This window comes from Pseudomonas sp. TMW22090, assembly GCF_022496665.1.
GTDB lineage: Bacteria > Pseudomonadota > Gammaproteobacteria > Pseudomonadales > Pseudomonadaceae > Aquipseudomonas > Aquipseudomonas gregormendelii.
On sequence record NZ_SCFH01000002.1, the window covers coordinates 478,286 to 503,243 of the forward strand.

The 24,958-nt window shown below is 61.9% G+C and carries 23 protein-coding genes; 9 read left to right on the top strand and 14 right to left on the bottom strand.

The features are described 5' to 3' along the window. The first annotated feature begins 54 nt into the window (after positions 1–54). From EQV97_RS08295 to EQV97_RS08305, 3 genes are all read left to right on the top strand, one after another. Positions 55–1,506: a mannose-1-phosphate guanylyltransferase/mannose-6-phosphate isomerase gene (locus EQV97_RS08295; protein WP_045061382.1), complete on the top strand. Its 1,452-nt coding sequence runs from the start codon at positions 55–57 to the stop codon at positions 1,504–1,506. Between the two features lie 289 nt (positions 1,507–1,795). Then, positions 1,796–2,260: a multidrug transporter gene (locus EQV97_RS08300; protein ID WP_240888798.1), complete on the top strand. Its 465-nt coding sequence runs from the start codon at positions 1,796–1,798 to the stop codon at positions 2,258–2,260. A 33-nt stretch (positions 2,261–2,293) separates the two neighbouring features. After that, positions 2,294–3,118: an SDR family oxidoreductase gene (locus EQV97_RS08305; RefSeq protein WP_240888799.1), complete on the top strand. Its 825-nt coding sequence runs from the start codon at positions 2,294–2,296 to the stop codon at positions 3,116–3,118. 209 nt (positions 3,119–3,327) lie between these two features. Here EQV97_RS08305 and EQV97_RS08310 read toward each other — a convergent pair whose 3' ends face one another. Beyond that, positions 3,328–4,209, bottom strand: coding sequence for a LysR family transcriptional regulator (locus EQV97_RS08310; protein WP_122837573.1), 882 nt, complete (start codon positions 4,207–4,209; stop codon positions 3,328–3,330). 110 nt (positions 4,210–4,319) lie between these two features. Between EQV97_RS08310 and EQV97_RS08315 the strand changes: the two genes are divergently transcribed. Beyond that, positions 4,320–5,540, top strand: coding sequence for an MFS transporter (locus tag EQV97_RS08315; RefSeq protein ID WP_240888800.1), 1,221 nt, complete (start codon positions 4,320–4,322; stop codon positions 5,538–5,540). Next, positions 5,537–5,935, top strand: coding sequence for a DUF4440 domain-containing protein (locus EQV97_RS08320; RefSeq protein ID WP_122837571.1), 399 nt, complete (start codon positions 5,537–5,539; stop codon positions 5,933–5,935). The genes EQV97_RS08315 and EQV97_RS08320 overlap by 4 nt, the downstream gene beginning before the upstream one ends. A gap of 58 nt (positions 5,936–5,993) precedes the next feature. Here EQV97_RS08320 and EQV97_RS08325 read toward each other — a convergent pair whose 3' ends face one another. The 4 genes from EQV97_RS08325 to EQV97_RS08340 form a co-directional block, all read right to left on the bottom strand. Continuing rightward, positions 5,994–6,851, bottom strand: coding sequence for an HlyD family secretion protein (locus EQV97_RS08325; protein WP_045061385.1), 858 nt, complete (start codon positions 6,849–6,851; stop codon positions 5,994–5,996). Positions 6,852–6,875: 24 nt separating this feature from the next. Beyond that, complete coding sequence (locus EQV97_RS08330; protein ID WP_045061386.1) at positions 6,876–7,076, bottom strand: DUF1656 domain-containing protein; 201 nt, start codon at positions 7,074–7,076, stop codon at positions 6,876–6,878. Next, positions 7,066–9,258: an FUSC family protein gene (locus EQV97_RS08335; RefSeq protein WP_240888801.1), complete on the bottom strand. Its 2,193-nt coding sequence runs from the start codon at positions 9,256–9,258 to the stop codon at positions 7,066–7,068. Before EQV97_RS08335 ends, EQV97_RS08330 begins: the two co-directional genes overlap by 11 nt. Before the next feature lie 168 nt (positions 9,259–9,426). Continuing rightward, complete coding sequence (locus EQV97_RS08340) at positions 9,427–10,938, bottom strand: efflux transporter outer membrane subunit (protein ID WP_240888802.1); 1,512 nt, start codon at positions 10,936–10,938, stop codon at positions 9,427–9,429. A gap of 259 nt (positions 10,939–11,197) precedes the next feature. Between EQV97_RS08340 and EQV97_RS08345 the strand changes: the two genes are divergently transcribed. Together EQV97_RS08345 and EQV97_RS08350 are read left to right on the top strand one after the other, a co-directional pair. Next, positions 11,198–12,166, top strand: coding sequence for a LysR family transcriptional regulator (locus EQV97_RS08345; RefSeq protein ID WP_122837567.1), 969 nt, complete (start codon positions 11,198–11,200; stop codon positions 12,164–12,166). A 76-nt stretch (positions 12,167–12,242) separates the two neighbouring features. After that, positions 12,243–13,217, top strand: coding sequence for a D-glycerate dehydrogenase (locus tag EQV97_RS08350; protein ID WP_240888803.1), 975 nt, complete (start codon positions 12,243–12,245; stop codon positions 13,215–13,217). Positions 13,218–13,290: 73 nt separating this feature from the next. On the opposite strand, the gene EQV97_RS08355 is transcribed toward EQV97_RS08350, so the two are convergent. Next, positions 13,291–14,193 (bottom strand): DMT family transporter, encoded by a 903-nt coding sequence (locus EQV97_RS08355; protein ID WP_122837565.1) that lies wholly within the window; start codon positions 14,191–14,193, stop codon positions 13,291–13,293. 135 nt (positions 14,194–14,328) lie between these two features. Here EQV97_RS08355 and EQV97_RS08360 point away from each other — a divergent pair, with 135 nt between their 5' ends. Further along, complete coding sequence (locus EQV97_RS08360) at positions 14,329–15,204, top strand: helix-turn-helix transcriptional regulator (protein WP_240888804.1); 876 nt, start codon at positions 14,329–14,331, stop codon at positions 15,202–15,204. Positions 15,205–15,239: 35 nt separating this feature from the next. On the opposite strand, the gene EQV97_RS08365 is transcribed toward EQV97_RS08360, so the two are convergent. From EQV97_RS08365 to EQV97_RS08400, 8 genes are all read right to left on the bottom strand, one after another. Then, positions 15,240–17,669, bottom strand: a complete 2,430-nt coding sequence (locus tag EQV97_RS08365) for a TonB-dependent receptor (RefSeq protein WP_240888805.1) — start codon at positions 17,667–17,669, stop codon at positions 15,240–15,242. Positions 17,670–17,835: 166 nt separating this feature from the next. Further along, a complete protein-coding gene (locus tag EQV97_RS08370) occupies positions 17,836–18,825 on the bottom strand; it encodes a FecR family protein (RefSeq protein ID WP_240888806.1) in 990 nt (329 codons plus the stop codon). Beyond that, entirely contained in the window at positions 18,822–19,388 is a 567-nt protein-coding gene (locus EQV97_RS08375) for an RNA polymerase sigma factor (RefSeq protein WP_122837561.1), read from the bottom strand. Before EQV97_RS08375 ends, EQV97_RS08370 begins: the two co-directional genes overlap by 4 nt. A 4-nt stretch (positions 19,389–19,392) precedes the next feature. Continuing rightward, positions 19,393–19,719 carry a DUF3325 domain-containing protein gene (locus EQV97_RS08380; RefSeq protein WP_240888807.1) on the bottom strand — a complete coding sequence of 109 codons (327 nt, stop codon included), beginning with the start codon at positions 19,717–19,719 and terminating at the stop codon, positions 19,393–19,395. Then, positions 19,720–21,300, bottom strand: a complete 1,581-nt coding sequence (locus EQV97_RS08385; RefSeq protein ID WP_240888808.1) for a PepSY-associated TM helix domain-containing protein — start codon at positions 21,298–21,300, stop codon at positions 19,720–19,722. After that, positions 21,297–21,602 (bottom strand): DUF3649 domain-containing protein, encoded by a 306-nt coding sequence (locus tag EQV97_RS08390; protein ID WP_122837558.1) that lies wholly within the window; start codon positions 21,600–21,602, stop codon positions 21,297–21,299. The genes EQV97_RS08385 and EQV97_RS08390 overlap by 4 nt, the downstream gene beginning before the upstream one ends. A 222-nt stretch (positions 21,603–21,824) precedes the next feature. Beyond that, the gene (locus EQV97_RS08395) at positions 21,825–22,232 is read right to left on the bottom strand and encodes an HPF/RaiA family ribosome-associated protein (RefSeq protein WP_045061399.1); all 408 of its coding nucleotides are present in this window, start codon (positions 22,230–22,232) and stop codon (positions 21,825–21,827) included. A gap of 214 nt (positions 22,233–22,446) precedes the next feature. Next, positions 22,447–23,394, bottom strand: a complete 948-nt coding sequence (locus EQV97_RS08400) for a LysR substrate-binding domain-containing protein (RefSeq protein WP_045061400.1) — start codon at positions 23,392–23,394, stop codon at positions 22,447–22,449. A gap of 135 nt (positions 23,395–23,529) precedes the next feature. Here EQV97_RS08400 and EQV97_RS08405 point away from each other — a divergent pair, with 135 nt between their 5' ends. Beyond that, positions 23,530–24,906: an L-serine ammonia-lyase gene (locus EQV97_RS08405; RefSeq protein WP_225570941.1), complete on the top strand. Its 1,377-nt coding sequence runs from the start codon at positions 23,530–23,532 to the stop codon at positions 24,904–24,906. Positions 24,907–24,958 lie beyond the last annotated feature (52 nt).

A 24,958-nucleotide genomic window follows, 5' to 3' on the forward strand; every position in this document is an offset into this window, starting at 1 on the left:
TGAAACGACACAGCGTTCGTAGCTCTAACCAAACGATTTTCAAGGAGTAACAACATGATTCCGGTGATCTTGTCAGGTGGTAGCGGCTCACGTCTTTGGCCGCTTTCGCGTAAGCAATTCCCCAAGCAGTTCCTGGCCCTGACCGGCGAGCACACGCTGTTCCAGCAAACCCTGGAACGCCTGGTGTTCGATGGCATGGACACCCCGATCGTGGTCTGCAACAAGGACCACCGCTTCATCGTCAACGAACAGCTCAGTGCCCGCAAGCTGGAGACCCAGCGCATCCTCATGGAGCCATTCGGTCGCAATACCGCGCCTGCGGTAGCCTTGACCGCGATGATGCTGATCAACGAAGGTCGCGATGAGTTGATGCTGGTGCTGCCGGCCGACCACGTGCTCGAAGACCAGAAAGCCCTGCAGCGAGCCCTGGCCCTGGCGACAGTTGCTGCGGAAAACGGCGAAATGGTGCTGTTCGGCGTGCCGGCCACCAAACCGGAAACCGGCTACGGCTACATCAAGTCGACCAATGATTCGCTGCTGCCCGAAGGCGTCAGCCGCGTCTCGCAATTCGTCGAGAAACCGGACGTTAAGCGCGCCACCGAGTTCGTCCAGTCCGGCGGTTATTTCTGGAACAGCGGCATGTTCCTGTTCCGCGCCAGCCGTTTCCTCGAAGAGCTGAAGAAGCACGATCCGGACATCTACGACACCTGCCTGCTGACCCTTGAGCGCAGCGAACAGGACGCCGACACCATCACCTTTGACGAAGCCACCTTCGCCTGCTGCCCAGACAATTCCATCGACTACTCGGTGATGGAAAAAACCCAACGCGCCTGCGTCGTGCCACTCACGGCCGGCTGGAGCGACGTCGGCTGCTGGTCGTCGCTGTGGGAGGTCAACGAGAAGGACGCCAACGGCAACGTCACCAAAGGCGACGTGGTGATCCAGGACAGCAAGAACTGCATGATCCACGGCAACGGCAAACTGGTGTCGGTGATCGGCCTGGAAAACATCGTGGTGGTCGAGACCAAGGACGCCATGATGATCGCGCACAAGGACTCGGTCCAGGGCGTGAAGCAGATGGTCAACACCCTCAACGAGCAGGGTCGCAGCGAAACCCAGAACCACTGCGAGGTCTATCGTCCGTGGGGTTCCTACGACTCGGTCGACATGGGCGGACGCTTCCAGGTCAAGCACATCTCGGTCAAGCCGGGCGCTTGCCTGTCGCTGCAGATGCACCACCACCGAGCCGAACACTGGATCGTGGTCAGCGGCACCGCGGAAGTGACCTGCGACGACAACGTGTTCCTGCTGTGCGAGAACCAGTCGACCTACATTCCGATCGCTTCGGTTCACCGTCTGCGCAACCCGGGCAAGATTCCACTCGAGATCATCGAAGTGCAATCGGGCAGCTACCTGGGCGAAGACGACATCGAGCGGTTTGAAGATATCTACGGTCGCTCCACCCCGATCGAGCGTGGCGTGTCGGTGAAAACCATCGCGCAGTAAGCGTTCAGCAAAACAGGAAGCCCCCGCCCAGACCGCTGCGAATCCCCATCCGCAGCGGGTTGGTCGGGGGCTTTTTTTTGGCATTATGGGTGCCTCGGCCGGCCTCTTCGCGGGCAAGCCCGCTCCCACAGGGTTTTGGTTTGACCCTGAACTTTGTGTCCAACTCCGATCACTGTGGGAGCGGGCTTGCCCGCGAAGAGGCCATTTGATTCACCACACTAATCAAGCCCATCGCCACCTCACCGGCGCTTAGGTAGGATGACCTCCTCTCTCCCCGAGGTTTCGCGTCATGTTTATCGGCGTCCTGCTGGTCATTACCTGGCTGGTCCTGCTCCTGCGCTACCCCGCCAAAGCCTTGCCGGTGTCCCTGGCGGCTGCCGTTGGGCTGGGCCTCGTGGCCACCTGGGTCATCTGGATGGACCATCGCGAGCTCAAGCAACTGGAACGCCTGGAGCTACGTATCAGCTATGCACCACAGAGCGGCCCCGCAGACCGGCCTTTGCACCTGACCATGAACAACGCCAACGACGTGCCGCTGACCGAACTGCGCTGGCGCGTCGGCGCCTATGCGCCGGGCGACACGGTCAACCTCGCCGACAATCAATACACCGCACCGCGCTACCGTGGCCCTGGCGAATTGCAGGCCGGTGGCAACTGGGAAGACTGTTTGCCCATGCCGCCGTTGCGTCCAGGTTATCGCCCGGAAACCCTGGAGTTTCGCGCCGAGCGTTTGCAAGGCAGTTTCTCCGACTGACCTCTCCACTTTCTCCTGCACAAGGACTGCGCCATGCCGATTGCGTTGATTACCGGTTGTTCCAGCGGCATTGGCCGTGCCCTGGCCGACGCCTTCAAGGCGGCCGGTTATGAAGTCTGGGCCAGTGCCCGCAAACCCGAAGACGTGGCCGCGTTGAGCGCTGCCGGCTTTACCGCCGTGCAGCTGGACGTCAACGACGCTGCGGCGCTGGAGGTATTGAGTACGCGGATCAACCAGGAGCGCGGCGGCCTCGATGTGCTGATCAACAATGCCGGGTATGGCGCCATGGGGCCGGTGCTCGATGGCGGTGTGGCGGCGATGCAGCGTCAGTTCGAAACCAATGTGTTCGCGATTGTGGGTGTCACCCGTGCAATGTTCCCGGTGCTGCGTCGCACCAAAGGCCTGGTGGTGAATATCGGCAGCGTATCCGGGGTGCTGGTGACGCCATTCGCCGGCGCCTACTGTGCGTCGAAGGCCGCGGTACATGCCTTGAGCGATGCGCTGCGCATGGAACTGGCGCCGTTTGGTATCCGCGTCATGGAAGTTCAGCCGGGTGCCATCGAGTCCAGCTTCGCGAAGAATGCCGGCCATGAAGCCGAACAATTGATCACCGAGCAATCACCGTGGTGGCCGCTGCGTGAAGGCATTCGTGCGCGGGCCAAGGCCTCGCAAGACAACCCGACCCCGGCCACTGAATTTGCGGCGGGGCTGCTCAAGGCTGTGCAACAAAACAAACCACCGCGACTGCTGCGGTTGGGCAATGGCAGCCGGGCGTTGCCGTTGCTGGCGGGGTTGTTGCCCAAGGGGTTGCTGGAGTCGGGGTTGATGAAGCGGTTCGGGTTGCGCGGGCAGCTCTAACACCGAGTCGACTATCTTGCACCGTACCTGATACCGAATCGACCTGCCTCGTACCGTACCTGATACCGAATCGACCCGCCTCGCACCGTAGGAGCTGCCGAAGGCTGCGATCTTTTGATCTTGCCTTGGCGGCACAACAGTCGCCGAAGAGCAAAAGATCGCAGCCTTCGCCAGCTCCTACCGTCCGGCACCCTTCACGATCCCCGACCTCACCGCCACTCCTTCATGAAATCAATAAACGCCCGCACCTTCAGCGGCAGATGCCGCGTATCCGGATACAGCGCATACACCCCCTGCTGGCTGAAGGCATGATCCGCCAGCAAGCGCACCAACCGCCCCGCCTGCAAATCCTCCTCAACCAGCCACTGCGGCAAAATCGCCACGCCCTGCCCGCTCATCGCCAACGCCCGCAGGGTGATCGAGTTGTCGGCGACGATCGTCGTCTTCCCCGGCGCTGGCTGATACAGGTGCTCGACTCCCTCAGGGTCCTTCACCGCCAGCTCCCCTACCCGCCCATGCCCCAGCGCCGGCCACTGCGCCAGCGCGGCCAGGGTCGAAGCCGGGTCGAAGGCGTCGATCAGGGCCGGTGAAGCCACCGCAAAAATCTCGAAGGTGGACAACTGCACCGCGCGCAGATTGGAGTCGTGCATGCGCCCCAGCCGGATCGCCAGGTCGAAGCGCTCGGAGATCAGGTCGGCGTGGGTCGAGGACGTCGACAGGTGCACGTTCAACTGTGGATGCTGCGCGCGAAACACCTTCAACGCTGGCACCACTTGCGCCAGTGCAAACTCCACCGTGGTGGTAAGGCGCAAGGTGCCGCGCAGTTGCGTGTGCTCGGAGCGCGCATCTTCGACCGCCATGCGCGCCTCATCCAGGGTGCGCACACAGCGTTGGTAAAAACGCTCGCCGGCGTCGGTCAGGGCGAGCTTGCGTGTGCTGCGGGTCAGCAGCGTGACCCCAAGCTCGGCCTCCAGACGCTTGAGATTGAAGCTGACCACTGCACGGGTCTGCCCCAGCAGATTCGCTGCGGCGGTCAATGATCCGGCTTCGACCACCGCCTTGAAGGTGTCAAAACGGTCCAGGCTAACCATGCTTGTCAGCGCTCCTTGTCAAAATAATTTTGACAAACTAGCAGTCAAAACCGCGTTTCCCTAGGGCTTTAGCCGCCTTACCCTGCACGTCTCACTACAGGGAAGTCGCCATGGCTTATCGCTCGAAAGTTGCATTGGTGTATTTGTTAGGCTTTGCACTCGACCTGCTGAACATGTTCAGCGCCAGTATCGCCTACCCCGACATCGCCCGGGAGCTGCAGGCGTCTGTCAGCGAACTGGCGTGGATCAGCAACGCCTACATGCTGGGCCTGACACTGATTATTCCGTTGAGTGTGTGGCTCGCCGCAAAGGTCGGCGAGCGACGGCTGATTCTCGGTTCGCTGGCGCTGTTCGGCCTCGCCTCGTCACTGGTGGCCGGGGCGAATTCGATAGAAGCACTGATCGGCTGGCGCCTGCTCCAGGGCCTGGGCGGGGGCTTACTGATTCCTGTCGGCCAGGCCATGGCCTTCCGGCACTGCCCCGTGCCTTTACGCAGTCGCCTGACCGCCTGGGTATTGTCCGTAGCCCTGCTGGTGCCGGCGCTGTCCCCGGCAGCGGGCGGGTGGATCGTCGAGACGTTGTCCTGGCGCTGGGTGTTCCTTCTCAACCTGCCGCTGACGCTGTTGACCCTGCTGCTGGCGGCGCTGTGGCTACAGGCAGATGGCGTACCCGACGGCAAACAGCAGCGCGGCCCCCTGCTGGATTTGCAGTTGCTCAAGAGCCCGTCGCTGCGACTGGCCATGGGGGTGTACCTGTTCGTGCCCGGGGTATTCATCGGCACCAGCCTGATCGCGGTGCTGTACCTGCACCTGCTTGGCTTCGCCACCACACGAATCGGCGCCCTGATGTTGCCCTGGGCCTTGGGCTCGGCGGTGGCGATAGTCCTGGGCAAACGCGGGTTCAATCGCTTTGGCCCAAGGCCGTTGCTGATCGCCGGCATGCTCATGCAAAGCCTGGGCATCGCGTCGCTGGTGTTGATTGATCAATCGCAAGTCTGGCTGCCGATCGCCGCCTACGCCCTGATGGGCCTGGGCGGCAGTTTTTGCAGCAGCAGCGCGCAGACCCTGGCATTTCTCGAAGTGCATCCACAGCGTATGAACCATGCCAGCGCTTTGTGGAACATCAATCGTCAGCTGAGCTTTTGCCTCGGCACGGCGGTGTTGAGCGCGTTGCTGGGTGCCCTGGGTGCAGATTCACTTCGGGCTTTTGAGCTCTGTTTCCTGGTTGCCGCCGTCCTGACATTGCTGCCCCTGATTGCCGTGCTGAGATTTAATGCCGCGCAGTTGCAAGCGCTGGTTCGTCCCTCTACCCTCAAGGAAACAACTGCATGAATGATTACCGCGAGTATTTTGATGAAGTCATTGAAGCTCATCGCCAGATTGAACAATGGTTTGCCGACCCTCAGCCCCCTGCTGTAGTGGAAAACCTGCTGATGCGTTTTTCGCCGCAGTTTTCGATGATCACGCCGGCTGGCAGGGTCCTGGATTTCGAGCAGTTGGGCGAATTGTTCCGCAAGGCCGGCGGGGCCCGACTCGGGCTGCGCATTGAGCTTGGCGAGATGCACGGGATTGACCTGCACGAGCGCGGGGCGACCCTGAGCTATCGCGAGCTGCAGACCGATGCGACAGGGCTGCAGACGGATCGGCGTTCGACTGTGGTGTTTGAAAAGCTGGAATCAGGGCAGGTGGTTTGGCGGCATTTGCATGAGACCTTTTGCCCGGCCTGATTTCATAAACGACCGAGCGCCCATAATGATCGGGTTTCTACCGGCAATACGTAGCGTTTCAGAGTCCGTTGTTGACGATCACCGTACAGGTAATCCCCGCCGCCAACAGCACCCCCTCCGGTACCTCGTCGATGTGAATCCGTACCGGCACCCGCTGGGCCAGACGTACCCAGTTGAAGGTCGGGTTCACATCGGCGATCAGCTCGCGGCTCTGCGGGTTGTCCCGATCGTAGATGCCGCGGGAAATACTCTCGACATGCCCCTTGAGCACTTCGCCGCTCATCAACTGCATGTCCGCCTTGTCGCCCACCCTTACGTGGGGCAGCTTGGTTTCTTCGAAGAAGCCGTAGACCCAGAACGAGTTCATATCCACCACGGCCATTTTTGCTTCGCCGATGCGTGCATAGTCGCCACGATGCACGTTGAGATTGGTGACATAACCGTCGACCGCAGCACGTACTTCGGTGCGCTTGAGATTCAGTTGCGCTGCTTCCAGTTGCGCCTGGGCGTGCTGGTAATCAGCCAGGGCCGAGTCGGCGATGTTGCTGGCGTCGTCGCGGTTCTCTTTGGAGATCACCAGCGCGTCCATGTCGGCGCGACGATGGGCGTTGACCTTGCGCATTTCCCAGGTCGACTTGCGTGAGGCCACCAGCGCCTGGGCCTGTTTGACCGCAATGCGGTAGTGCTCGGGATCGATCTGCATCAACAGATCGCCTTTGCGAACCAACTGGTTATCGCGCACCGGCACATCCACCACTTCCCCGGTGACATCGGCGGCAACGTTGATGATGTCCGCGCGCACCCGGCCATCGCGCGTCCAGGGTGTGTCCATGTAATGCACCCACAGGGTCCGGCCGATCCATATTGCAAGCGCCAGCACCAGCAACGTGGCGAGCAGGCTGAAAAGCTTTTTCATCAAGGCATTCTCTAAGGCACAGAGTCAGTGGTAGACAGTCAGCGCCAAGGCGCCAAACAGACAGGTAAACAGGCTCAGGCGCAGCAACGCCGGGTGCCAGAAAAAACGGTAGAGGTCGAACCCGGACAGGAACCGGTCCAGGGCCCAGGCCAACGCGACGGCGAGGAAGAACATCAGCGTCATGGTCGGCATGTACACGCCGTGGAAGGCAATTTCACGAGGCATGATCAAGTCCTTGAGGCCGGGTGGCGGCATACGCGGCCAATGGCGATTGCGGGTCCAGCAGCGAGGTCCGGATGAAGTGCAGGTAGCTCTTGACCCGACGTAGCGCCGAGGTATCAAAGTGCGGCGCGAAAGGTTCGTCGGTGGCCTGTACGCGACTGATGGCGTGGTCGACGGCGACCAGGCCGCGCTCCAGATTGCTCTGGCTCGGCTGCAGGAACAGGCGCACCAGGGAGCGACCCATCACGCGAATCGCCTGGCGCCATGGCTGGGATCCGGCATAGGCCGGATGCACCGGCAGGATCGCCTGCTCCTTGCGCAACTCGATGATCGCGTGGCCGACTTCCAGCACCACGAACATCCAGCGCAACAAGTCCCGTTGCACCTGCGGCTGACCCGCCGCGAGTCCGTAGGCCTGGTGCAGCAGGTCGCGGGTGCGGCTTTCGAAACCCGAGGCCAGGCCCTTGAGCTTGCCGCTGATGGCGAACACCACCTGGCCGCGCAGGTCCTGCTCCAGCCGGCGCCACAGCCAGCGGCTGTTGGGCGGCAAAATGATCGCCCCGGCGGCCGCGCACACCAGCATGCCCAACACCATGGCGATGTAGTCGTTGATGAAGGCGTAGGGGTTGTAGACCGTGAGGTTATCGGGGACAGATCCGGTGCTGAAGAAGATCAGCAGGCCCAGGCCCACGCCGGCATATTGCGGCCGCGACGACAGGAACGAACCCAGCACGATTACTGGCGCGAGCATCACGCACAGCAACGGGAAACCGTCGATCCAGGGGAAGATGAAAAACATCTCGATGAAACCGATCAGCGCGCCGAGGAGGGTCCCGCAGGCCATTTGAAACGCCATGCGCTTGGGGTTCGCAGTGGCGGCGGACAGGCCGATGGTCGCGGCGGCAATCAGGGTCATGGTCGCCCCGCTCGGCCAGGCCGTAGCCACCCAGTAACTGCCCAGCACCACCAGCACAAACGCCGCGCGAATGCCTGATGCGGCCGCCGCCAGCCAGTTGGTCTGCGGGGTGAACGGCTCGTCCCACTGCTCCCGCGCATGACGATGCTCGGCCAGCGAGGCGTGTGTCTGGGCGTACCCGTGCAGGTCGTCGACGAAGCGATACAGCAGCTCATACGCGGTATGAAAATCCAGCTGCTCGGCATCGCTCGGTTCACTCTCCTGGAATGTTGCCCGCAAGCTGCGCACCCGGGCTGGCAAATGCTCCTTGTAGGTCGCCAAAGCCAACGCCAGGCGTGCGGCATCGGGGCAGGTCAGGGCGCGACCGCTGAAGGTGTCGAGCACTTCGGCCAGGTCCTGCAGGCCCGGGGTGATGGCTGCCACCACGTGATGGGTACCACTGCTGCGCAGCCGTTCCAGCAACTGATGCAGGGCATTAAATCGGGTGGTGATGCCCATGAACTCGCTGTTCAGGCGATTGAGGCGACCATTGCGCCGGCGCATGTGCGGGTCCTCGAATACGGTGACACTGCGCAGGCCTTCCAGGCCGACCGCTTCAGCAATAAACCGCACGTTGCTGGCTTCAAACGCGTCCCGCTGGCTGCGGCCGCGCAAGCCATCGGTGACGAACAGGGCAAACACGCCAAAGCGTTGATACAGGGCATTGCGCATTGCCGCACTGGCGGTTTGCGGCAAGATCGCGGCGCTGACCAGGGTGGCGCAGAGAATCCCCAGGGAGATTTCCAGCACCCGCCAGACGGCCGCCATGAAGGCGCCGTCCGGATGGGCCAGCGCCGGCAGGCCGACCATCGCGGCGGTGTAGCCGGCCAGCACAAACCCGTACGCGCGAAAATTGCGGTAACGCGCCGCCCCCGCCGAACAGATGCCGACCCAGATCGCCAGCGAACCCAGGAACAGTTCGGTGTTCTGCGCGAACAGGGCAATCAGCGCGACCATCACCGCCGAACCCGTCAGCGTACCGAGGAAGCGGTAGAAGCTCTTGGCGAACACCTGACCACTTTGCGGCTGCATGACGATGAACACGGTAATCATCGCCGTGCGCGGCTGCGGCAGTTCCAGGCGCATCGCCAGCCACAGGGTCAGGAAGGCGGCGAACAGCACTTTAAAGATGTAGACCCAGGTCACGCCATCGCTGCGCGCCCAGTCAAAAAAGCCCCGGCGCCATTCGAGGGAGTACAGCCAGCGCAGCGGTGCGGGCAAGGGTGTCATGGTGTCCTGCTCAATGAAATTTTGCCGGGCACAAGCCCTGCAGGCGACTTGGAACCTGTGGGAGCGAGCCTGCTCGCGATGGGGTGGTGTCAGGCAACACACTCATTGGCTGATATGCCCTCATCGCGAGCAGGCTCACTCCCACAGGGTCTGCCGCAGGTCTGGTGATCAATGGGAAAGGCTCCTGAGCAGGGCCGGGGTTTTCGGCGCCTGGGTCTGGCTGTCTTGCGGCACATCCGCGCCCTCCCCTAACCCGCCACCCAGTGCTGTCACCAGCTCTGCGTGGGCACTCAGGCGCGCGGCCTGGACCTGCTGCTGCACTTGCTGCTGTTTGAACAGCAACGTCTGGGCGTTGAGCACATTGAGGTAATCGGTGAGCCCGCGCTGGTAGGCGATCATGGCGATGTCGTAGGTCTTCTGTGCGGCGGCCACGGACTCGGCGGCGAACGTCTGCTGCTTGTTCATGGACTCGCGACGGATCAACTGGTCCGAGATGTTCTTCAGGGCGTTGACCAGGGTCTGGTTGTAGCGGGCCACGGCGATGTCATAGCCGGCCGATGCTTCACCCAACTGCGCCCGCAACCGACCACCGTCGAAGATCGGCAACGAGATCGCCGGACCAACGCTGTAGTTGAGTTTCTTGCCAGTCAGGAACTCAAGCGCCCCGCCGCCAGTGGCCATGTAGCCGAGACTGCCGACCAGATCAACGTTCGGGTAGAAACCCGCATGGGCGACATCAATGCCCCGCGCCTGCGCCGCCACTTGCCAGCGACTGGCAACCACGTCTGGACGTTGTCCGAGCAACTGCGCCGGCAGCGCCGATGGCAGCTTCAACGCCGCGCCCAAGAACAAGGTGGGGCGCTGCAACTGTGCCCCGTTACCGGGCCCAAAACCTGCCAACGCCGCCAGCTGATTGCGGCTGAGGGCGATCTCCTCGTCCAGCGCGTCGAGTTGGCGGTGGGTTTCGGGCAGCGGGGTTTCGGCCTGGCTGACTTCAAAGTGCGTACCGATGCCGGCGTCCAGGCGCTTTTGCGCCAGTTCAAGAATCTGCTGTTGCTGCTGCAGCGTCGCGGCCACGATGTCGCGCTGGGAGTAATGCAGCGACAGTTCGATATAAGCGCGCACGATGTTGTTCTGCAATTCGAGCTGGGCCTGCCGGGCTTCGGCGGCGCTCATGTGCGCCAGGTCCACGGCGCGCTCGCTGGCATTGCGCTCGCGGCCCCAGAGGTCGAGGGCGTAGCTCAAGCCCAGCGCGGCGTTATTGTCCCAGGTCGTGGTATCGGCCAGTTCGCCCGGCCCGTAGAACTGATCGGAAGGCCAGTTGTGGCGCTTGAGGGTCGACTCGGCGTTGATCTGCAGTGACTCGGCGGATTCGGCGATACCCGCCATGGCCCTGGCCTGGCGTACCCGTGCGGCTGCGATGGCCAGGGTCGGGCTGCCCTGCAGGGCCAGGTCGATCCAGTGATTCAACTGAGGGTCGCGGTAGGCCTGCCACCATTGAGCGACTGGCCAGTTGGCGTCCTTTGCCGCGTGTTGGATAGCTTCGTCGGTGGCCAGGGCATTGGCCTCCAGTGCCTCGCCCTGCGGGGCGATGCCTGCGGTGCCGATGCAGCCGCTGATGACCAGGGAAAGGGCGAAAACACTGAACGTCTGAAGCGCTCTGCTGATGCGACGGGGCACTGCGGATATTCCTGCAATAAGGGAGATCCCCGTAGGAGCTGCCGCAGGCTGCGATCGTCTGATCCTGATTCTCAAGATCGAAAGAACGCAGCCTGCGGCAGCTCCTGCCAAGGTGGGCGCAATTCTAGGGGCGGGTTTTGTTGGCGATAAGCTGGGATTCTTGTGAATCTTTGTTACCGTTAACGCGATAATCCCTTGGTCGGGGTCTCGGACTCTGAAACGTTGTGTCACAATTTGTCATTCGCCCAGAGAGCACCCCATGGACACTTTGCAAAACATGCGCGCCTTCAGTTACGTGGCCGAGGCTGGCAGCTTCACCGCCGCCGCCGTGCAACTCGACACCACGACGGCCAACGTCTCGCGCGCGGTCTCCAACCTGGAGGCCCACCTGCAAACCCGACTGCTCAACCGCACCACCCGCCGCATCGCGCTCACCGAGGCCGGTAAGCGCTACCTGCTGCGCTGCGAACAGATCCTGGCCTACGTCGAAGAAGCCGAGGCCGAAGCCAGCGACGCGCACGCCCGCCCTGCCGGCCAGCTCAAGGTGCACACCATGACCGGTATCGGTCAGCACTTCGTGATCGACGCCATCGCCCGCTACCGCAAAACCCACCCCGACGTGACCTTCGACCTGACCCTGGCCAACCGCGTGCCAGACCTGCTCGACGAGGGCTACGACGTGTCCATCGTGCTGGCCAGCGAATTGCCAGACTCCGGCTTCGTCTCGCAGCGCCTGGGCATCACCTACAGCATCGTCTGCGCCTCGCCGGCCTATGTGAAAGCCAATGGCTGTGCGCATAAACCCAGCGACCTGCTTAACCACGCCTGCCTGCGCCTGGTGAGCCCGGTGATACCGCTTGAGAAATGGACGTTCGATGGTCCGGAGGGCCAGGAAATGGTCACCATCAATACCTCGCCGTTCCTGGTGAATTCAGCGGACGCCATGAAAACGGCAATCACCAGCGGCATGGGCGTGGGCGTTCTGCCGGTTTACGCGGCCATTGAAGGTCTGCGCAACGGCACGCTGGTACGGGTCATGCCCAATTACCGCTCACAGGAACTGAACCTGTATGCGATCTATCCTTCGCGGCAATATCTGGACGCGAAAATCAAGACCTGGGTCGAGTACCTGCGTGGGTCGTTACCGGAAATTTTGGCGGCGCATCAGGCGGAATTGGCGGCTTATGAATTGAGCGGCAGCCTGGCCGGTGTCCGGCTGGCTAATTGACTGGCCAGGCTCGCCCGGCACCGGAAAAGAATGTTAGCGTGCTTGGCATTCTCACCGCCCGACGAGCCCTCCCCCCATGAAAAAGACCGTACTCGCGTTCAGCCGCATCACACCGCAGATGATCGAAGACCTGAAGCAGGATTTCGACGTCATCGTGCCCAACCCGAAAAACGGCGATATCAACGCCCAATTCAATGAGGCCTTGCCCCACGCCCATGGCTTGATTGGTGTCGGACGCAAGCTCGGGCGTGCGCAGCTGGAGACCGCAGCCAAGCTGCAGGTGGTGTCCAGCGTCTCGGTGGGCTACGACAACTACGATGTGGCGTATTTCAACGAGCGCGGCATCATGCTCACCAATACCCCTGACGTCCTGACCGAGAGCACGGCGGACCTGGCGTTTGCCCTGATCATGAGCAGCGCCCGCCGGGTGGCTGAACTGGATGCCTGGACCAAGGCCGGGCAATGGCAGGCCAGCGTCGGCGCGGCGCTTTTCGGCAGCGATGTGCATGGCAAGACCCTGGGCATCGTCGGCATGGGCAATATCGGCGCAGCGATCGCGCGACGCGGCCGCCTGGGCTTCAACATGCCAATCATCTACAGCGGCAACAGCCGCAAGAGCGACCTGGAACAGGAACTTGGCGCGCAATTTCGCAGCCTCGACCAGGTGCTGGCCGAAGCCGATTTCGTCTGCCTGGTGGTGCCGCTCAGCGAGAAGACCAACCACCTGATCAGCCATCGTGAACTGGGACTGATGAAGCCAGGCGCAATCCTGGTGAACATTTCGCGCGGGCCCGTGGTGGATGAACCCGCACTGATTGAAGCGCTGCAGAACAACCGCATTCGTGGCGCGGGCCTGGACGTCTACGAGAAAGAGCCGCTGAGCGAGTCGCCGTTGTTCCAGTTGAAGAACGCCGTCACCCTGCCGCATATCGGTTCGGCCACCCATGAAACCCGTGAAGCGATGGCCAATCGCGCCATTATCAACCTGCGCAGCGCCCTGCAGGGCGAACGCCCACAAGACCTGGTCAATCCGCAGACCTGGAAAGGCTGATGGTGACCTGGCACGCCTTCACCGGCGTGCCAGGTATCTGACAGCAGTGAAAGACTCGTGAAGGCCCTGCTCCTTATGCCAATTTGCCGGCCATGGGTCTGGACGTCGCGCGAGGCTTACGAAACACCAGCACGTTGCCCAGCATGACCAAAACCAGCCCGACGAGTGCCGGAGCGGTCCACTGATAACCTTCGGCAAATGCCGACACATTAAGCGCAACCACCGGGAACAATACGGTGCAGTAAGCGGCTCGTTCCGGCCCCATGCGGCCGACCAATGTCAGGTAGGCGGTGAAGCCAATCACCGAACCTGGAATCACCAGATAGAGCAATGAGCCGATGTAACGGCCATTCCACTCCATGTCGAACGGGATGCCCCTGACCAGGCACCAGGCCGACAACATTGCTGCGCCATAAGCCATGCCCCAGGCATTGGTCGTCAGCGGCTTGAGGCCAGCTTTCTGCTGCAGGCTCGACAACATGTTGCCGGCGGAAAAACACAGCGTGCCGCATAGCGCCAACCCCAGGCCCAGCAGGGTTTGCGGGGAGGCGGTGTGGCCCGCAAGCTCTGGCCAGAACAGTAAACCGAGCCCCATCAGGCCCAAAGCGCCCCCCATCAAGACATTACGAGCAATTTTCTGACCGAAGAACACCCGGGCATTCAAGGCGTTCCACAAGGTGGCCGTGGAAAACACCACCGCCACCAGACCGCTGGGGATCCACTGGCTGGCGGTGAGGAAACACATGAAGTTGACGCAGAACAGGCACAGGCCCTGCGCCAGGCAAATCAGATGGCCGCGGCGATTCATCACCTGCAGGCGTCGGGTGAGCAGCAACATCACGAACAGCACCAGCGCGGCGAGGCCGAAGCGATAGACGATCGACACCGGGATAGCGACCACGCCCAACTGCCATTTCAAGGCAATCCAGGTGGTGCCCCAGATCAGCACGGTCAGCAAATACAACGAAAGGTTCATGATCAAAACTCCTGAATAGGAGCTCAGTGTCCTGCGTCGGGTTTCGGCGCACTTGCATAAACTTGCGCTTTTGTCCGCCACGGGCTGGCAGGTCACGCGCTACGGAGTAGGATGCAAGGCGTTGGAGAATCGATAATGCCCGCACTGGAATCCCTGCAAGTCTTTCAAGCCCTTAACCGTTCGGCCCATGCTCGCCTTGAGCACAGCGCCGAACTCGGTGACGGCATGGCGGCAGCCCTGTGGAACAATCATCACGACGCTCAGGATTACGAGGCGCCCAGCCACCACACTTTGTCCTGCTACATCGGCGGCGGTACCGGCACCTTTCGCCGTGATCAGCCCGGCATCATGGGCGGCCCGGACAAGCTGTGCATCCTGCCCGCCGAGCATCCCTCGGCCTGGGTGATCAATGGCGATATCCGCCTGGCCCATGTGTATTTCAGCCCTGAGCAGTTTGCCCTCGGTTGCGTCACCCTGCTCGACCGCGAACCTCGCGAGTTGCTCCTGCGTGAGCACACCTTTCTCGACGACCCGATCCAGGCCCGGCGCTTTCGCCAATTGATCGCGCTCAACTGGGATGAGCCTGGCGAACGCCTGCTCACCAGCAGCCTGGCCCACGAGATGCTCAGTCACGTATTGCTCGGCCAGGTGGGCAAGCGCGAAGGATTGCGGCTCAAGGGCGGACTGGCGGCGCATCAGCGGCGGCAACTGGTCGAACTCATCGACAGTCAGCTGGCCGAGCCCATCAGCCTGGGGCAACTGGCCGGATTATGCGCGTTGTCGGAGTATCACTTTGCGCGGATGTTTCGCCAGAGCTTTGGCTTGCCGCCGCACCAGTATGTGCTGGCGAGGCGCTTGCGTAGGGCGCAGGACCTGTTGCGCACAAGCGCACAGCCCCTGGGGGAGATTGCACTGGCGTGCGGGTTTTCCAGTGCCAGCCATTTCACCAACCGGTTTCGCCAGGCGTTGGGTGGGACGCCTGGGGAGTATCGGCAGGCTTTTTTACGCTAGGCTCGGGGGGGTTGGCGCCTGTGCTGCCGCCTTCGTCAGAACTCCAACGTACTCGATAGCATCACCTGCCGCGAATCCCCCATCGACACGAAGAACCGGCTCGCCGCCGAGGTGTAGTACGTGCGATCAAACAGGTTCTTCACGTTGAGCTGAAACTTGACCGTCTGCCCCTCGACCTTGGTGTCATAGGTGGCAAACGCATCCGCCACCGTGTAGCTGGGCAGGTCAAAATCATTTACGGCGTTGCCCGCCCTCTCGCCGACGTAGCGTGCGCCGGCGCCCACCCGCAACTGGTCACCTCCGACTATATTGCCGAAGTCATACACCGCCGACAGCGAGCCGCTGTTCTTCGCCACATTCTGCAGTTTCTTGCCCTTGTAGGTCGGATCTTCAGTGACCTCGGCGTCGGTATACGCGTAGCTGCCAATCATGCTCCAGCGGTCACTGAGCTGGCCGCTCAGATCCATTTCCAGGCCACGGGATCGTACTTCGCCAGCGGCGCTGTAGAGGGTCACCGGCCCTTCGGAATTGGCGACCAGCACATTGCGCTTCTTGATGTCGAACAACGCGATGTTGCCGGTGACACGCCCTGGCAGGTCCAGCTTGGCGCCGACCTCCCATGACTTGGCCTCCTCGGGGGCGATGCTGCCATCGAGCACCGTGCTGCTGCCGCTCAGCGGCGCAATGGTCGAGTTGGGCTTGAACGATTCGGTATAGCTGCCATAAAACGACAGGGCATCGGTGTAGCGATACACCAGGCCGGCGCGGGGCACCCATTTCTGGCCGTTGCTGTCGGTGTTGGCCTGGAACGGCACGCCTTTGCCGGCGTACTGGTCGTACGCCTGGAATCGTGCGCCACCGACCAGAATCCACTGCTCGTTCAAGTGAATCGAGTCCTGCAGGAACATCGAATCGCTGCGCAGCAGGTCGGTCTGTGCGCTGTCCGCCGGGCTGACTGTGGTGCCTTCCACTTCGCGGCCGTACACCGGGTTGATGTAGCTGAAGGTGCTGAGACTTTTCTGGCGGATCAGGTCGGCACGGTAGATCTTGCGGTACTCGTCATCGATCCCGAACACCAGGTCATGCTGCATGCCCGCGACATCGACGCTGCCCTCCACGCTGGCCGTGGCGAAGCGATCGGTGCTGATCGCGTTGTGCGTGCCGTCCATGCTGCGGGTCAGCGTGCCGTTAGTGGTATCGATGGCCGTGACGCGGACCTGGCTGGCGTCGTAGGTCTCGCGGTTCCAGCTGTAGCCCAAGTGCGCGCTCCAGTTGTCATTGAGCTGGTGATCGGCCTCGAAATGATAGAGATCCGAACGGCCTTCCATGTCGTTGAACGGCTCGTCCAGGCGACGCCCGCGGGAGATGTCCAGCGGATGATTGTCCCGGGGATCGATCACCGTGCCGCGGTCGAACGGGGTGAGAAACTCCCGGTGTTCATAGGCGAACAACAACTTCGTGTTGTCACCGAACCAGGCCAGCGACGGCGCTACCAGGGTCTCGCGCTGCACTCCGTAATTGCGCCAGTAATCCTCGTCATCGTGGTCCAGCACCATGCGGTACGCGAACCCGGAATCACCCAGGGCACCGGTGCTGTCGAGGCCGCCGCCGCTGCCGTTCTTGCCGTTGCCGTAGGTCGAGCCGCGCAGGTTCAAGGCGTTGTATTGCTCAAGCTCGGGCTTCTTGCTGACCATGTTGACGACACCGCCGGGGTCTTGAATCCCGTACAGCAGCGAAGCCGGACCCTTGAGCACTTCGACCCGGTCCACCGTGGCGTTAAGGCCCCTGCCCTGTATGACCGGCATGCCATCGCGCATGATCGAGCCATTGCGGTTATCGCCGAAACCGCGGGTCATCACCGAGTCCTGGGTGCTGCCCAGCGTGTTGCCTTGGGTGATGCCGCTGACGTTGGCGAGTGCATCATCCAGATTGCGCGGTGCCTGATCGCGGATGACCTGGGCCGGGATCACGTTGACAGTCTGCGGGATTTCCTGGAGCAACGCCTGCGAGCGCATCACCGAACTGGTGGGCGGCGGCTGATAGCTGGTGGATTGATCCAGCACCGAGGTAATGGTCGTCGCGCCGAGGTTCACAGCGCCCTGGGTGGGCAGCGGCTCCAGCGCGAGGGTATGAGCATCCGTTCGGCGGAAGGTGAAGCCCGAGCCGCCCAGCAAACGCTGCAATGCCTGCTCGGCACTCATCTGCCCGCTGACCGCCGGGGCGCTGATACCGTAGGGCGCTTCGTCGGTGTAGACCACGCTCAGGCCGGTGATCCGGCTGAAGTCGGCCAGGGCCTGGGGCAACGGTTTGGCGGGCAGGGCGAAAGTGACCTGGGAATGTTGCTGGGTTGCCCCGGCGTCAGCGCCCAGGGCAACGCCCGACGGCAGCAAGGCCGACGCCGTCAAGCCCAGTGCAGATGCACCCAACCAATGTTTGACCGAAACCAATTTTGCCCTGGACTTCATTGCTCATGACCTGTGTAGAACCGCAACGGATGCGAATGACTCGCAGTTTCAGTCACTACACGGATGGCGCGGAGTTTTACCTCACCTTGATTTTTGAAATATTTGTAGAAGATCAAAAGATCGTCCGAAGGCTCGGGCCGCGTTCGGACGATCTTTTGATCTTGCTCTACCGCAAAATAATCAGATGCCCGAACACCTCGGTCTGCTCAAACCCCAACACCCCCTGCAATGAACTCAACACCGCCTGGGGATCCTTGCTCGGGAAACTGCCGCTGACCCGGCGTGCCGCCAGTTCATCGTTCAGCAACAGGATCCGCCCCGGGTAATAGCGTCCAAGGTCATTCACCACATCCGCCAGCGGCGCCCTGTAGTAATTGAGCCAGCCCTGGCGCCAGGCCAGTTGCGCTTCACTGTCCACACTCTGGAGTTGCTCCGCAGAGCCGGCGCCGTAAGTCACCTGCTGGCCCGCGCCGACAATCTGCTGCGCAGTCTGCCTGTGCGCCGTGACACCGACGCGCCCCGACAGCACCGTCACCTGAGCGCCAACAGGTTGCAGGCGTACCTCGAACTGCGTGCCCAATACCCGCGCCTGACCTTGTTCGGCGTCGACGACAAAAGGCTCGCCGGTATGAACGACACTGAAAAAACCGGCGCCGCGACGCAAATGCACGTGCCGTTCACTGCCAGTGAAATCCACAGCGATGGCGCTGTCCGCATCGAGCGTCACCTGGGACTGATCAGCCAGCGTCACCGTGCGGATTTCCCCCGGAGCCGACACATAGTCCGCCCCCAGGTCATCCAGCCAGCGCATCGGCTGCCAACCGACGCTCATGCCGACCATCAACAACAGACAAGCCGCCACTGCCAAGCCACCGGCCCAGCGCCGCACAGGGTACTGGCCGGAACGATTCATCGCATCGAGGTAACCCTGCAAGGCAAGCGCATCTTCGGCGGCCAGGGTGCGCGCCGGAGCTTCGCTCAGTTCCCACACCACCTGGGCCTGGGCATAGGCCTCAGCGTGAGCGGGATCGGCTTGCAGCCAGTGACTGAAGGTCACTTGGTCGCCGCTGCTGGGATGGTCATGCAGCAGGCTCAGCCAGGCATACGCGGCCTGCTCCTGAGCCGGCGTGGGAATGATACGTTCAGCGTGGTTCACGGTGCTTTCCCTGGCGTGCGCAATTCGGTGTCCCGCAAGCTTGCCTTGCAGGCTTCGAGTGCGCGCATCATATGTTTTTCCACGGCACTCTGGGACAGGCCCATGGCCTTGGCGATCTGCGCATATTTGCGCCCATGGAGGCGATTGAGCAGAAAAATCTGCCGCGTGCGCTCGGGCAATGCGCGCAACGCCGCCTCGACGTGGCGCAGATCATTGCCGGCTTCCAGCGCCGCCTCGGGCTCGCTGCCATGGCTGTCCGGCTGGTCCGGCAACCACCCCTCGTTGCTGCGCACCCGTGCGCCTTCGCTGCGCAAATGGTCGATGGCAATGTTGCCGGCACAACGCAGCAGGTAGGTACTCAGTTCCTCGACCTGCACCAATGGCCGCCGCCAGAAACGCAGGAACAAGTCCTGCACCAGATCGGCGGCCGTCGCCCGACAGCCCACCCGCCGGCTGACCAATGCCTCCATTTGCGAGCGCTGGGACAGGAACACTTGCAGGAAATGCGCGCGTCCCCCGCCTTGTTGTTCGTCTTCACTGGATTCGGGCGGGACGCCGATCATCGAGTCATGACTGCGCGAGCACGGCAACAGGGCTGGCGAGCAGGCTCAGGCCTGCGAGCGCCAGCACCAGGCGCGGGCGATAGGGCAACAACAGCACCAGCAACAAGGCACTGAGCATCAGTACCGCAAACCATTCGACCAGGCCAAGGCCCCAACCGATCCGGCTCACCAGAGTCCATGGCGAAACAGCCAGCAGCGACCAACCCGCCAGCTTCAGGAGCTTGCGGCGACCCGCTGTGAGCCTGTGACCGAGCAGTTCGGCGTGATGCCGGTCCATCGACAGACACAACACGGTAAAACCGCTGTAGCAGAGCAACAGGGCCAGCAGCATTCAGTTCACCTCTCGCTCTAGGCTGACGGCCGGTGCACGTTGGCGGGTGGTGGTTGCAACCCGGCCGCTGCGGCGCATTTTCCATGCGGCCCAGGCCAGGAACAGGCCGCTACCCAGGCAAGCCAGGTCAAATCCGGCCATCGCCCAATCACCTTGGGTCAGGGCCGCTACCAGGTGATGCGAGGTGGTTAGCGCATTGAGCAATGGAATGCCGCAGAACAGCAGCGCAGCCAGGATCAGTTGCTCAACCCAGGCGCTGCGCCCAGGGCGGATCCCGGCATGAATCACACTCAGGCCCCACAGGATAAAGAAGCTGTTGATCTCCCAGTCCGCTCGGCCAGTCATGTGCACCGGCAGCAGGCGGTTGGCCCAGAAGAACGCCGCCACCGCGACCGTCAGCCCGGCCATGCTGGCAATGTTCAGGACTTCCACCAGCCGTAACTCGAACGGCATCACGCCACTCTTTGCGTGCTTGAGTTGGCGCTTGCCCAGCCAGATCACCAGCCCGGTGCCTATCACCGCCGTGCTCGCCAGGCCGCAGATAAAGTACAGCCAACGCAACACCGGGCCGGCAAAACGGCCCATATGCAAGCCGTAGAAACTGCCAGCGACAGCCATCGCTGCCGGTTGCTCGGGCGTGGCACTGAGCAGTTGGCCGGTGACGCCATTGAAGGTCACGGCACTGCTCGCATCGTGCACTACCCGATCGGCACCGTCGCGCACCAGCACGACCGAGGCATTGGCATCTGCCGGATTATTCACCGTCAAGCGCGCCACACGCCCCCCGGCCCACTGCTCCCGCGCCCGCTCCAGCAGCGGCGCCATCGGCGCCAACTGACCGGGGGTACCGGCGAGTTCCGGCGTGCTGGAGGCAGGGAAGACCTCATCGTAGAACGCCCGCACATCGCCTTTGTAGGAAGCGAGGATGCTCGCCGGCATGACCATCGCCATGAAAATCACCAGGCTGCTATAGCTGATCATCAGGTGAAAAGGCAGCACCAGCACACCCACGGCGTTGTGGCCATCCAGCCACGAACGCTGGCCCTTGCGCGGGCGGAAGGTGAAGAAGTCCTTGAAGATTTTCTTGTGGGTGATGATCCCGGTGATCAAACCGATGAACATCACCATGGCCGCGATCGTCGACAACCAGCGGCCCCACGGATGGGGCATCTGCAGCTGGAAATGGAAGCGATAGAAGAAGTCGCCGCCACGGGTCTCCCGCTCCTGCACTTCAGTACCGGTTTGGGGGTCGAGGCTTTTTTCACTGAACTGGCCACGCTCACCGCGCTTGGCGGGCGACTGTTGCCAGCGCACCGTCAGTGCCGGTTGACGAGCGCTCGGCAGGTCGATCAGCCAGCGCGAAGCTCCCGGTGCGTGCTCCTGCAGGTAGTGCTGGGCAAGATCGAGGCTGTGTTCCGAGGAGACCGACCGCGCCGGAATCTCCGGCTGCATCCAGTGACTGATCTCGTCGTTGAAGTAAGCGAGTGTGCCGGTCAGGAAAATCGCGAACAGCAGCCAGCCGAAGAGCAACCCGGTCCACGTATGGACCCAGGCCATGGCCTGACGAAAACCCTCCTTCATGCCTGCCCCATCCAGTAAGCCACACCGGAAACTGCCGCCAGCACCAGGGCTGGAACAATCAAGCCGTACCAGGCCTGCCACGCACTGCGGCAGGCAAAGCACCACAGCACGGCGCACAGGTACACCAGAAACGAGATCATCATCCCGGTCACCACCGCTTCGGCGCGCGGCATCGGCAGCCAAAGGGTCACGCTGACACTGGCCAATGCGGCGACCACATAGCCACCCACCACGGCGGCAAGCACCCGCGAGGTGACCGCCAGTCGATAAGAAACGGGGAGCGCTCTGGTTTTGACTTTCATGTTTCGGCCTTGAAACAGTGGAGCTGCGCGATCATCACGCGGCTAAGCAGGCGCCAATAATAATGATAAATATTCTCATACGCAAAAGAGTTCGATGAGACTTGAGTCAGACCGCCGCCCGCAGCAAGCTCGCTCTCAAAAGGGTTCGCGCCCCACCCAAATAAAAACGGGCCTGCATATGCAGACCCGTTTGTCGTTGGCTGGAAAAGATCACATCAGGCGTCAGCCGTTTTGCGCAGCCTGTTCGTTCTCGAGAAACTCGTCTTCGAGCAGTGCATCAGCCTGAACCCTTTCGAACGGCACGATCGCGGCGCGTGGTTTGCCCCGCAGTTTGCCGAACAGGTGCTCAAGCGCATGTTCGAGTTTTTCCGCCGCACCATCGATGGCTTGCTCCAGGGTGTCGGCTTTGTGGGTTACGGAAATCGGTTGATGGCCTTTTGGCCGCGCTTCCAGCTGGCAGCGCATATCGTGGGGACCGGGCTTGTCGCCGTTCTCGTCCCGCAGATGAACCTCGACACGGGTCAGGTCCTCTTCATAACGTTCGAGCGTGCTCTCAATGGTAGTACGTACCCACTCCTCCAGTCGGATGCTGCTTTGAATATGGTTATCACTGTTGACTTGGATTTGCATAGTTCATCCCTTATTTCAGCTAGCTCGCGAGAGGCCTTCAGGCTAGCCCTTGGGCGTCATCACCGTGACCTCTTACTTACACAATCAGGCTGGCGGAAGAACATTTCAACCCCTAAAAAAAGATAAATATCTATTCGCAAAAAAAGCCGGACAACCGCCAAAAGCACTGTTAAGGTCGGGAGTTGGGTAGCCAGGGTCCAGCCCCCCAGGCCGCTCACATCTGCCGCTCGCCCAGCGGGTGCAGGCTTCGAAAGACCCCCGCCTCTTCCACCAGCCAGTCATGTACCGCCCGCACGCCCGGGTGACTCAGCGCCCCAGGCGCATACAGCAGCACGTAGCGTTTATGGTTGGGCACCGCCAGGCCAAACGGCACGATCAAGGTGCCGCGTTCCAGTTCGTCATTGAGCAAGGTACGCCGCGCGATCGCCACGCCCATGCCGGCAATCGCCGCTTCAATGGTCAGGTGGTTGCGGTTGAAGGTATGCCCGCGCCGCACGTCTGCGCCTTCAAAGCCGATGGCGTTGAGGTAAAACTCCCATTCCGCGTATTCATAGCTGCCGCGCCAGGCGGTGATGTCGTGCAGCAACGGAAAGTGCAGCAGGTCCGCCGGGCCGTGCAGCGGCGGGCGGCCGCGCAACAGGCCCGGGGCACAGACCGGGAAAATCTGCTCGTCCAGCAGAGTTGTGGATAACAACCCTGGGTAGCTGCCGTCGTTAAGGTCGATCGCCAGGTCGAAGTCGCCTTCGTGCAACGGCACGCTGCTGTCCTCGGCCACCAGCCGCAGCTGAATATCCGGAAAGCGCTGCTGCAAACGCGGCAGCCGAGGCGTCAGCCATTTGCTGAGGAACGATGGAATCGAGCGCACCCGCAGGATGCCACTGATCATTCCGGCGTCCAGTCGTCGCAATTCCGCATCGATGCTGCCGTACGCTTCGTTCACGGTAATGGCCAATCGCTGGCCTTCTGCGCTCAATTCAACGCCCCGGGCACGTCGATGAAACAGCCGGAATCCGAGGCGCTCTTCCAGTTGCCGAATCTGCTGGCTGACTGCACCCGGCGTGATATGCAGCTCTTCAGCACATCGGGTAAACGACAGGTGCCGCGCGGCACAGGAAAATACGTGCAACCAAACGTAAGTCTGGGCATGCAATTGACGACTCATCGTTTAGTCCTGCTAAAGGCTTGAGTAGGAAATTTCGTTGGTCTTGTAGGACCGAGGTGGGCAGTATCGCCGACATTGCGCTTGTCCTACAAAAATGGCAGCGATTTTTCTTCCATTGCTTGTATAGGCTTTAGCATGGCTATCAGTGTATTTGATCTCTTCAAAGTCGGCATCGGCCCGTCCAGTTCCCACACCGTCGGTCCCATGCGCGCTGCGGCAACCTTCGCCCAGAGCCTGCAGGAACAGAATCTGCTCGACGCCGTTCGTCGTGTGCAAATTCGCCTCTATGGCTCCCTGTCGGCCACCGGCGTCGGCCATGCCACCGACCGCGCGTGCGTGATGGGGCTGATGGGCGAGTGGCCAGACAGCATCGACCCGACCTGCATCGAAGACCGGATCAACACACTGTTGAAAACCCGCGAGCTGAAGCTGGCCGGGAAAACCACCATAGCGTTCGACTGGCAAACCGACCTGCTGCTGCTCGACGAGAGCCTGCCTTACCACCCCAACGCGATGTCCCTGACCGCCTTCGGCGAAACCGGCGAACTGGCCGAGCAGACGTATTACTCGATAGGCGGCGGTTTCATCATCGAGGCGGCCGAGGCCGAGTCGGGCATCGCACCGTCCAGCGACGTCGTATTGCCTTACGATTTCTCCAGCGCCGCCGAATTGCTCAAGCTGTGTAACCAGAACGGCCTGCGGGTTTCCGAGCTGATGATGGCCAACGAACTGGCCTGGCGCAGCGAAACCGAGATTCGCCAGGGCCTGCTGCATATCTGGTCGGTGATGCGCGAATGCGTCGAGCAGGGCCTGCGTCACGAGGGCATCCTGCCGGGCGGCCTGAACGTGCCACGTCGGGCGGCGAAATTGCACCGTGCCCTGCTGGAAATCGGCAAGCCCAATGTCATCACCTCCACGCTGTCCGCCATGGAGTGGGTCAACCTGTTCGCCCTCGCCGTCAACGAAGAGAACGCTGCCGGCGGGCGCATGGTCACGGCGCCGACCAATGGCGCGGCGGGGATCATCCCGGCGGTGCTGCACTACTACATGAAATTCAATCCGGATGCGTCCGATGACGACGTGGTCGCCTTTTTCCTCGGTGCGGCGGCGGTAGGCATTCTGTGCAAGAAAAATGCGTCCATCTCGGGTGCCGAAGTCGGCTGTCAGGGAGAGGTCGGATCCGCCTGCGCCATGGCGGCTGCCGGCTTGGCGGACGTGCTGGGCGCGACGCCGGAGCAACTGGAGAACGCGGCCGAAATCGGTCTGGAACACAACCTTGGCCTCACCTGCGACCCGGTGGGCGGACTGGTTCAGGTGCCCTGCATCGAACGCAACGCGATCGCCGCCGTGAAGGCGATCAATGCCACGCAAATGGCGTTGCGCGGTGATGGCAAGCACTTCATTTCCCTCGACCGGGTCATCCGCACCATGCGCGATACCGGCGCCGACATGCACGACAAATACAAAGAGACTTCACGGGGCGGCCTGGCCGTGAGCTGGGTGGAGTGCTGAGGAGCATTCCCTGACCGCCCGTACCACGTGAGCCCGAGCAAGAACAATAACG

What these genes read in the sequence shown, in the direction of transcription:
- EQV97_RS08295 (WP_045061382.1), top strand. Translation starts at nt 55, where the DNA reads ATGATTCCGGTGATCTTGTCAGGTGGTAGCGGCTCACGTCTTTGGCCG.
- EQV97_RS08300 (WP_240888798.1), top strand. Translation starts at nt 1,796, where the DNA reads ATGTTTATCGGCGTCCTGCTGGTCATTACCTGGCTGGTCCTGCTCCTG.
- EQV97_RS08305 (WP_240888799.1), top strand. Translation starts at nt 2,294, where the DNA reads ATGCCGATTGCGTTGATTACCGGTTGTTCCAGCGGCATTGGCCGTGCC.
- EQV97_RS08310 (WP_122837573.1), bottom strand. Translation starts at nt 4,209, where the DNA reads ATGGTTAGCCTGGACCGTTTTGACACCTTCAAGGCGGTGGTCGAAGCC.
- EQV97_RS08315 (WP_240888800.1), top strand. Translation starts at nt 4,320, where the DNA reads ATGGCTTATCGCTCGAAAGTTGCATTGGTGTATTTGTTAGGCTTTGCA.
- EQV97_RS08320 (WP_122837571.1), top strand. Translation starts at nt 5,537, where the DNA reads ATGAATGATTACCGCGAGTATTTTGATGAAGTCATTGAAGCTCATCGC.
- EQV97_RS08325 (WP_045061385.1), bottom strand. Translation starts at nt 6,851, where the DNA reads ATGAAAAAGCTTTTCAGCCTGCTCGCCACGTTGCTGGTGCTGGCGCTT.
- EQV97_RS08330 (WP_045061386.1), bottom strand. Translation starts at nt 7,076, where the DNA reads ATGCCTCGTGAAATTGCCTTCCACGGCGTGTACATGCCGACCATGACG.
- EQV97_RS08335 (WP_240888801.1), bottom strand. Translation starts at nt 9,258, where the DNA reads ATGACACCCTTGCCCGCACCGCTGCGCTGGCTGTACTCCCTCGAATGG.
- EQV97_RS08345 (WP_122837567.1), top strand. Translation starts at nt 11,198, where the DNA reads ATGGACACTTTGCAAAACATGCGCGCCTTCAGTTACGTGGCCGAGGCT.
- EQV97_RS08350 (WP_240888803.1), top strand. Translation starts at nt 12,243, where the DNA reads ATGAAAAAGACCGTACTCGCGTTCAGCCGCATCACACCGCAGATGATC.
- EQV97_RS08355 (WP_122837565.1), bottom strand. Translation starts at nt 14,193, where the DNA reads ATGAACCTTTCGTTGTATTTGCTGACCGTGCTGATCTGGGGCACCACC.
- EQV97_RS08360 (WP_240888804.1), top strand. Translation starts at nt 14,329, where the DNA reads ATGCCCGCACTGGAATCCCTGCAAGTCTTTCAAGCCCTTAACCGTTCG.
- EQV97_RS08365 (WP_240888805.1), bottom strand. Translation starts at nt 17,669, where the DNA reads ATGAAGTCCAGGGCAAAATTGGTTTCGGTCAAACATTGGTTGGGTGCA.
- EQV97_RS08375 (WP_122837561.1), bottom strand. Translation starts at nt 19,388, where the DNA reads ATGATCGGCGTCCCGCCCGAATCCAGTGAAGACGAACAACAAGGCGGG.
- EQV97_RS08380 (WP_240888807.1), bottom strand. Translation starts at nt 19,719, where the DNA reads ATGCTGCTGGCCCTGTTGCTCTGCTACAGCGGTTTTACCGTGTTGTGT.
- EQV97_RS08385 (WP_240888808.1), bottom strand. Translation starts at nt 21,300, where the DNA reads ATGAAGGAGGGTTTTCGTCAGGCCATGGCCTGGGTCCATACGTGGACC.
- EQV97_RS08390 (WP_122837558.1), bottom strand. Translation starts at nt 21,602, where the DNA reads ATGAAAGTCAAAACCAGAGCGCTCCCCGTTTCTTATCGACTGGCGGTC.
- EQV97_RS08395 (WP_045061399.1), bottom strand. Translation starts at nt 22,232, where the DNA reads ATGCAAATCCAAGTCAACAGTGATAACCATATTCAAAGCAGCATCCGA.
- EQV97_RS08400 (WP_045061400.1), bottom strand. Translation starts at nt 23,394, where the DNA reads ATGAGTCGTCAATTGCATGCCCAGACTTACGTTTGGTTGCACGTATTT.
- EQV97_RS08405 (WP_225570941.1), top strand. Translation starts at nt 23,530, where the DNA reads ATGGCTATCAGTGTATTTGATCTCTTCAAAGTCGGCATCGGCCCGTCC.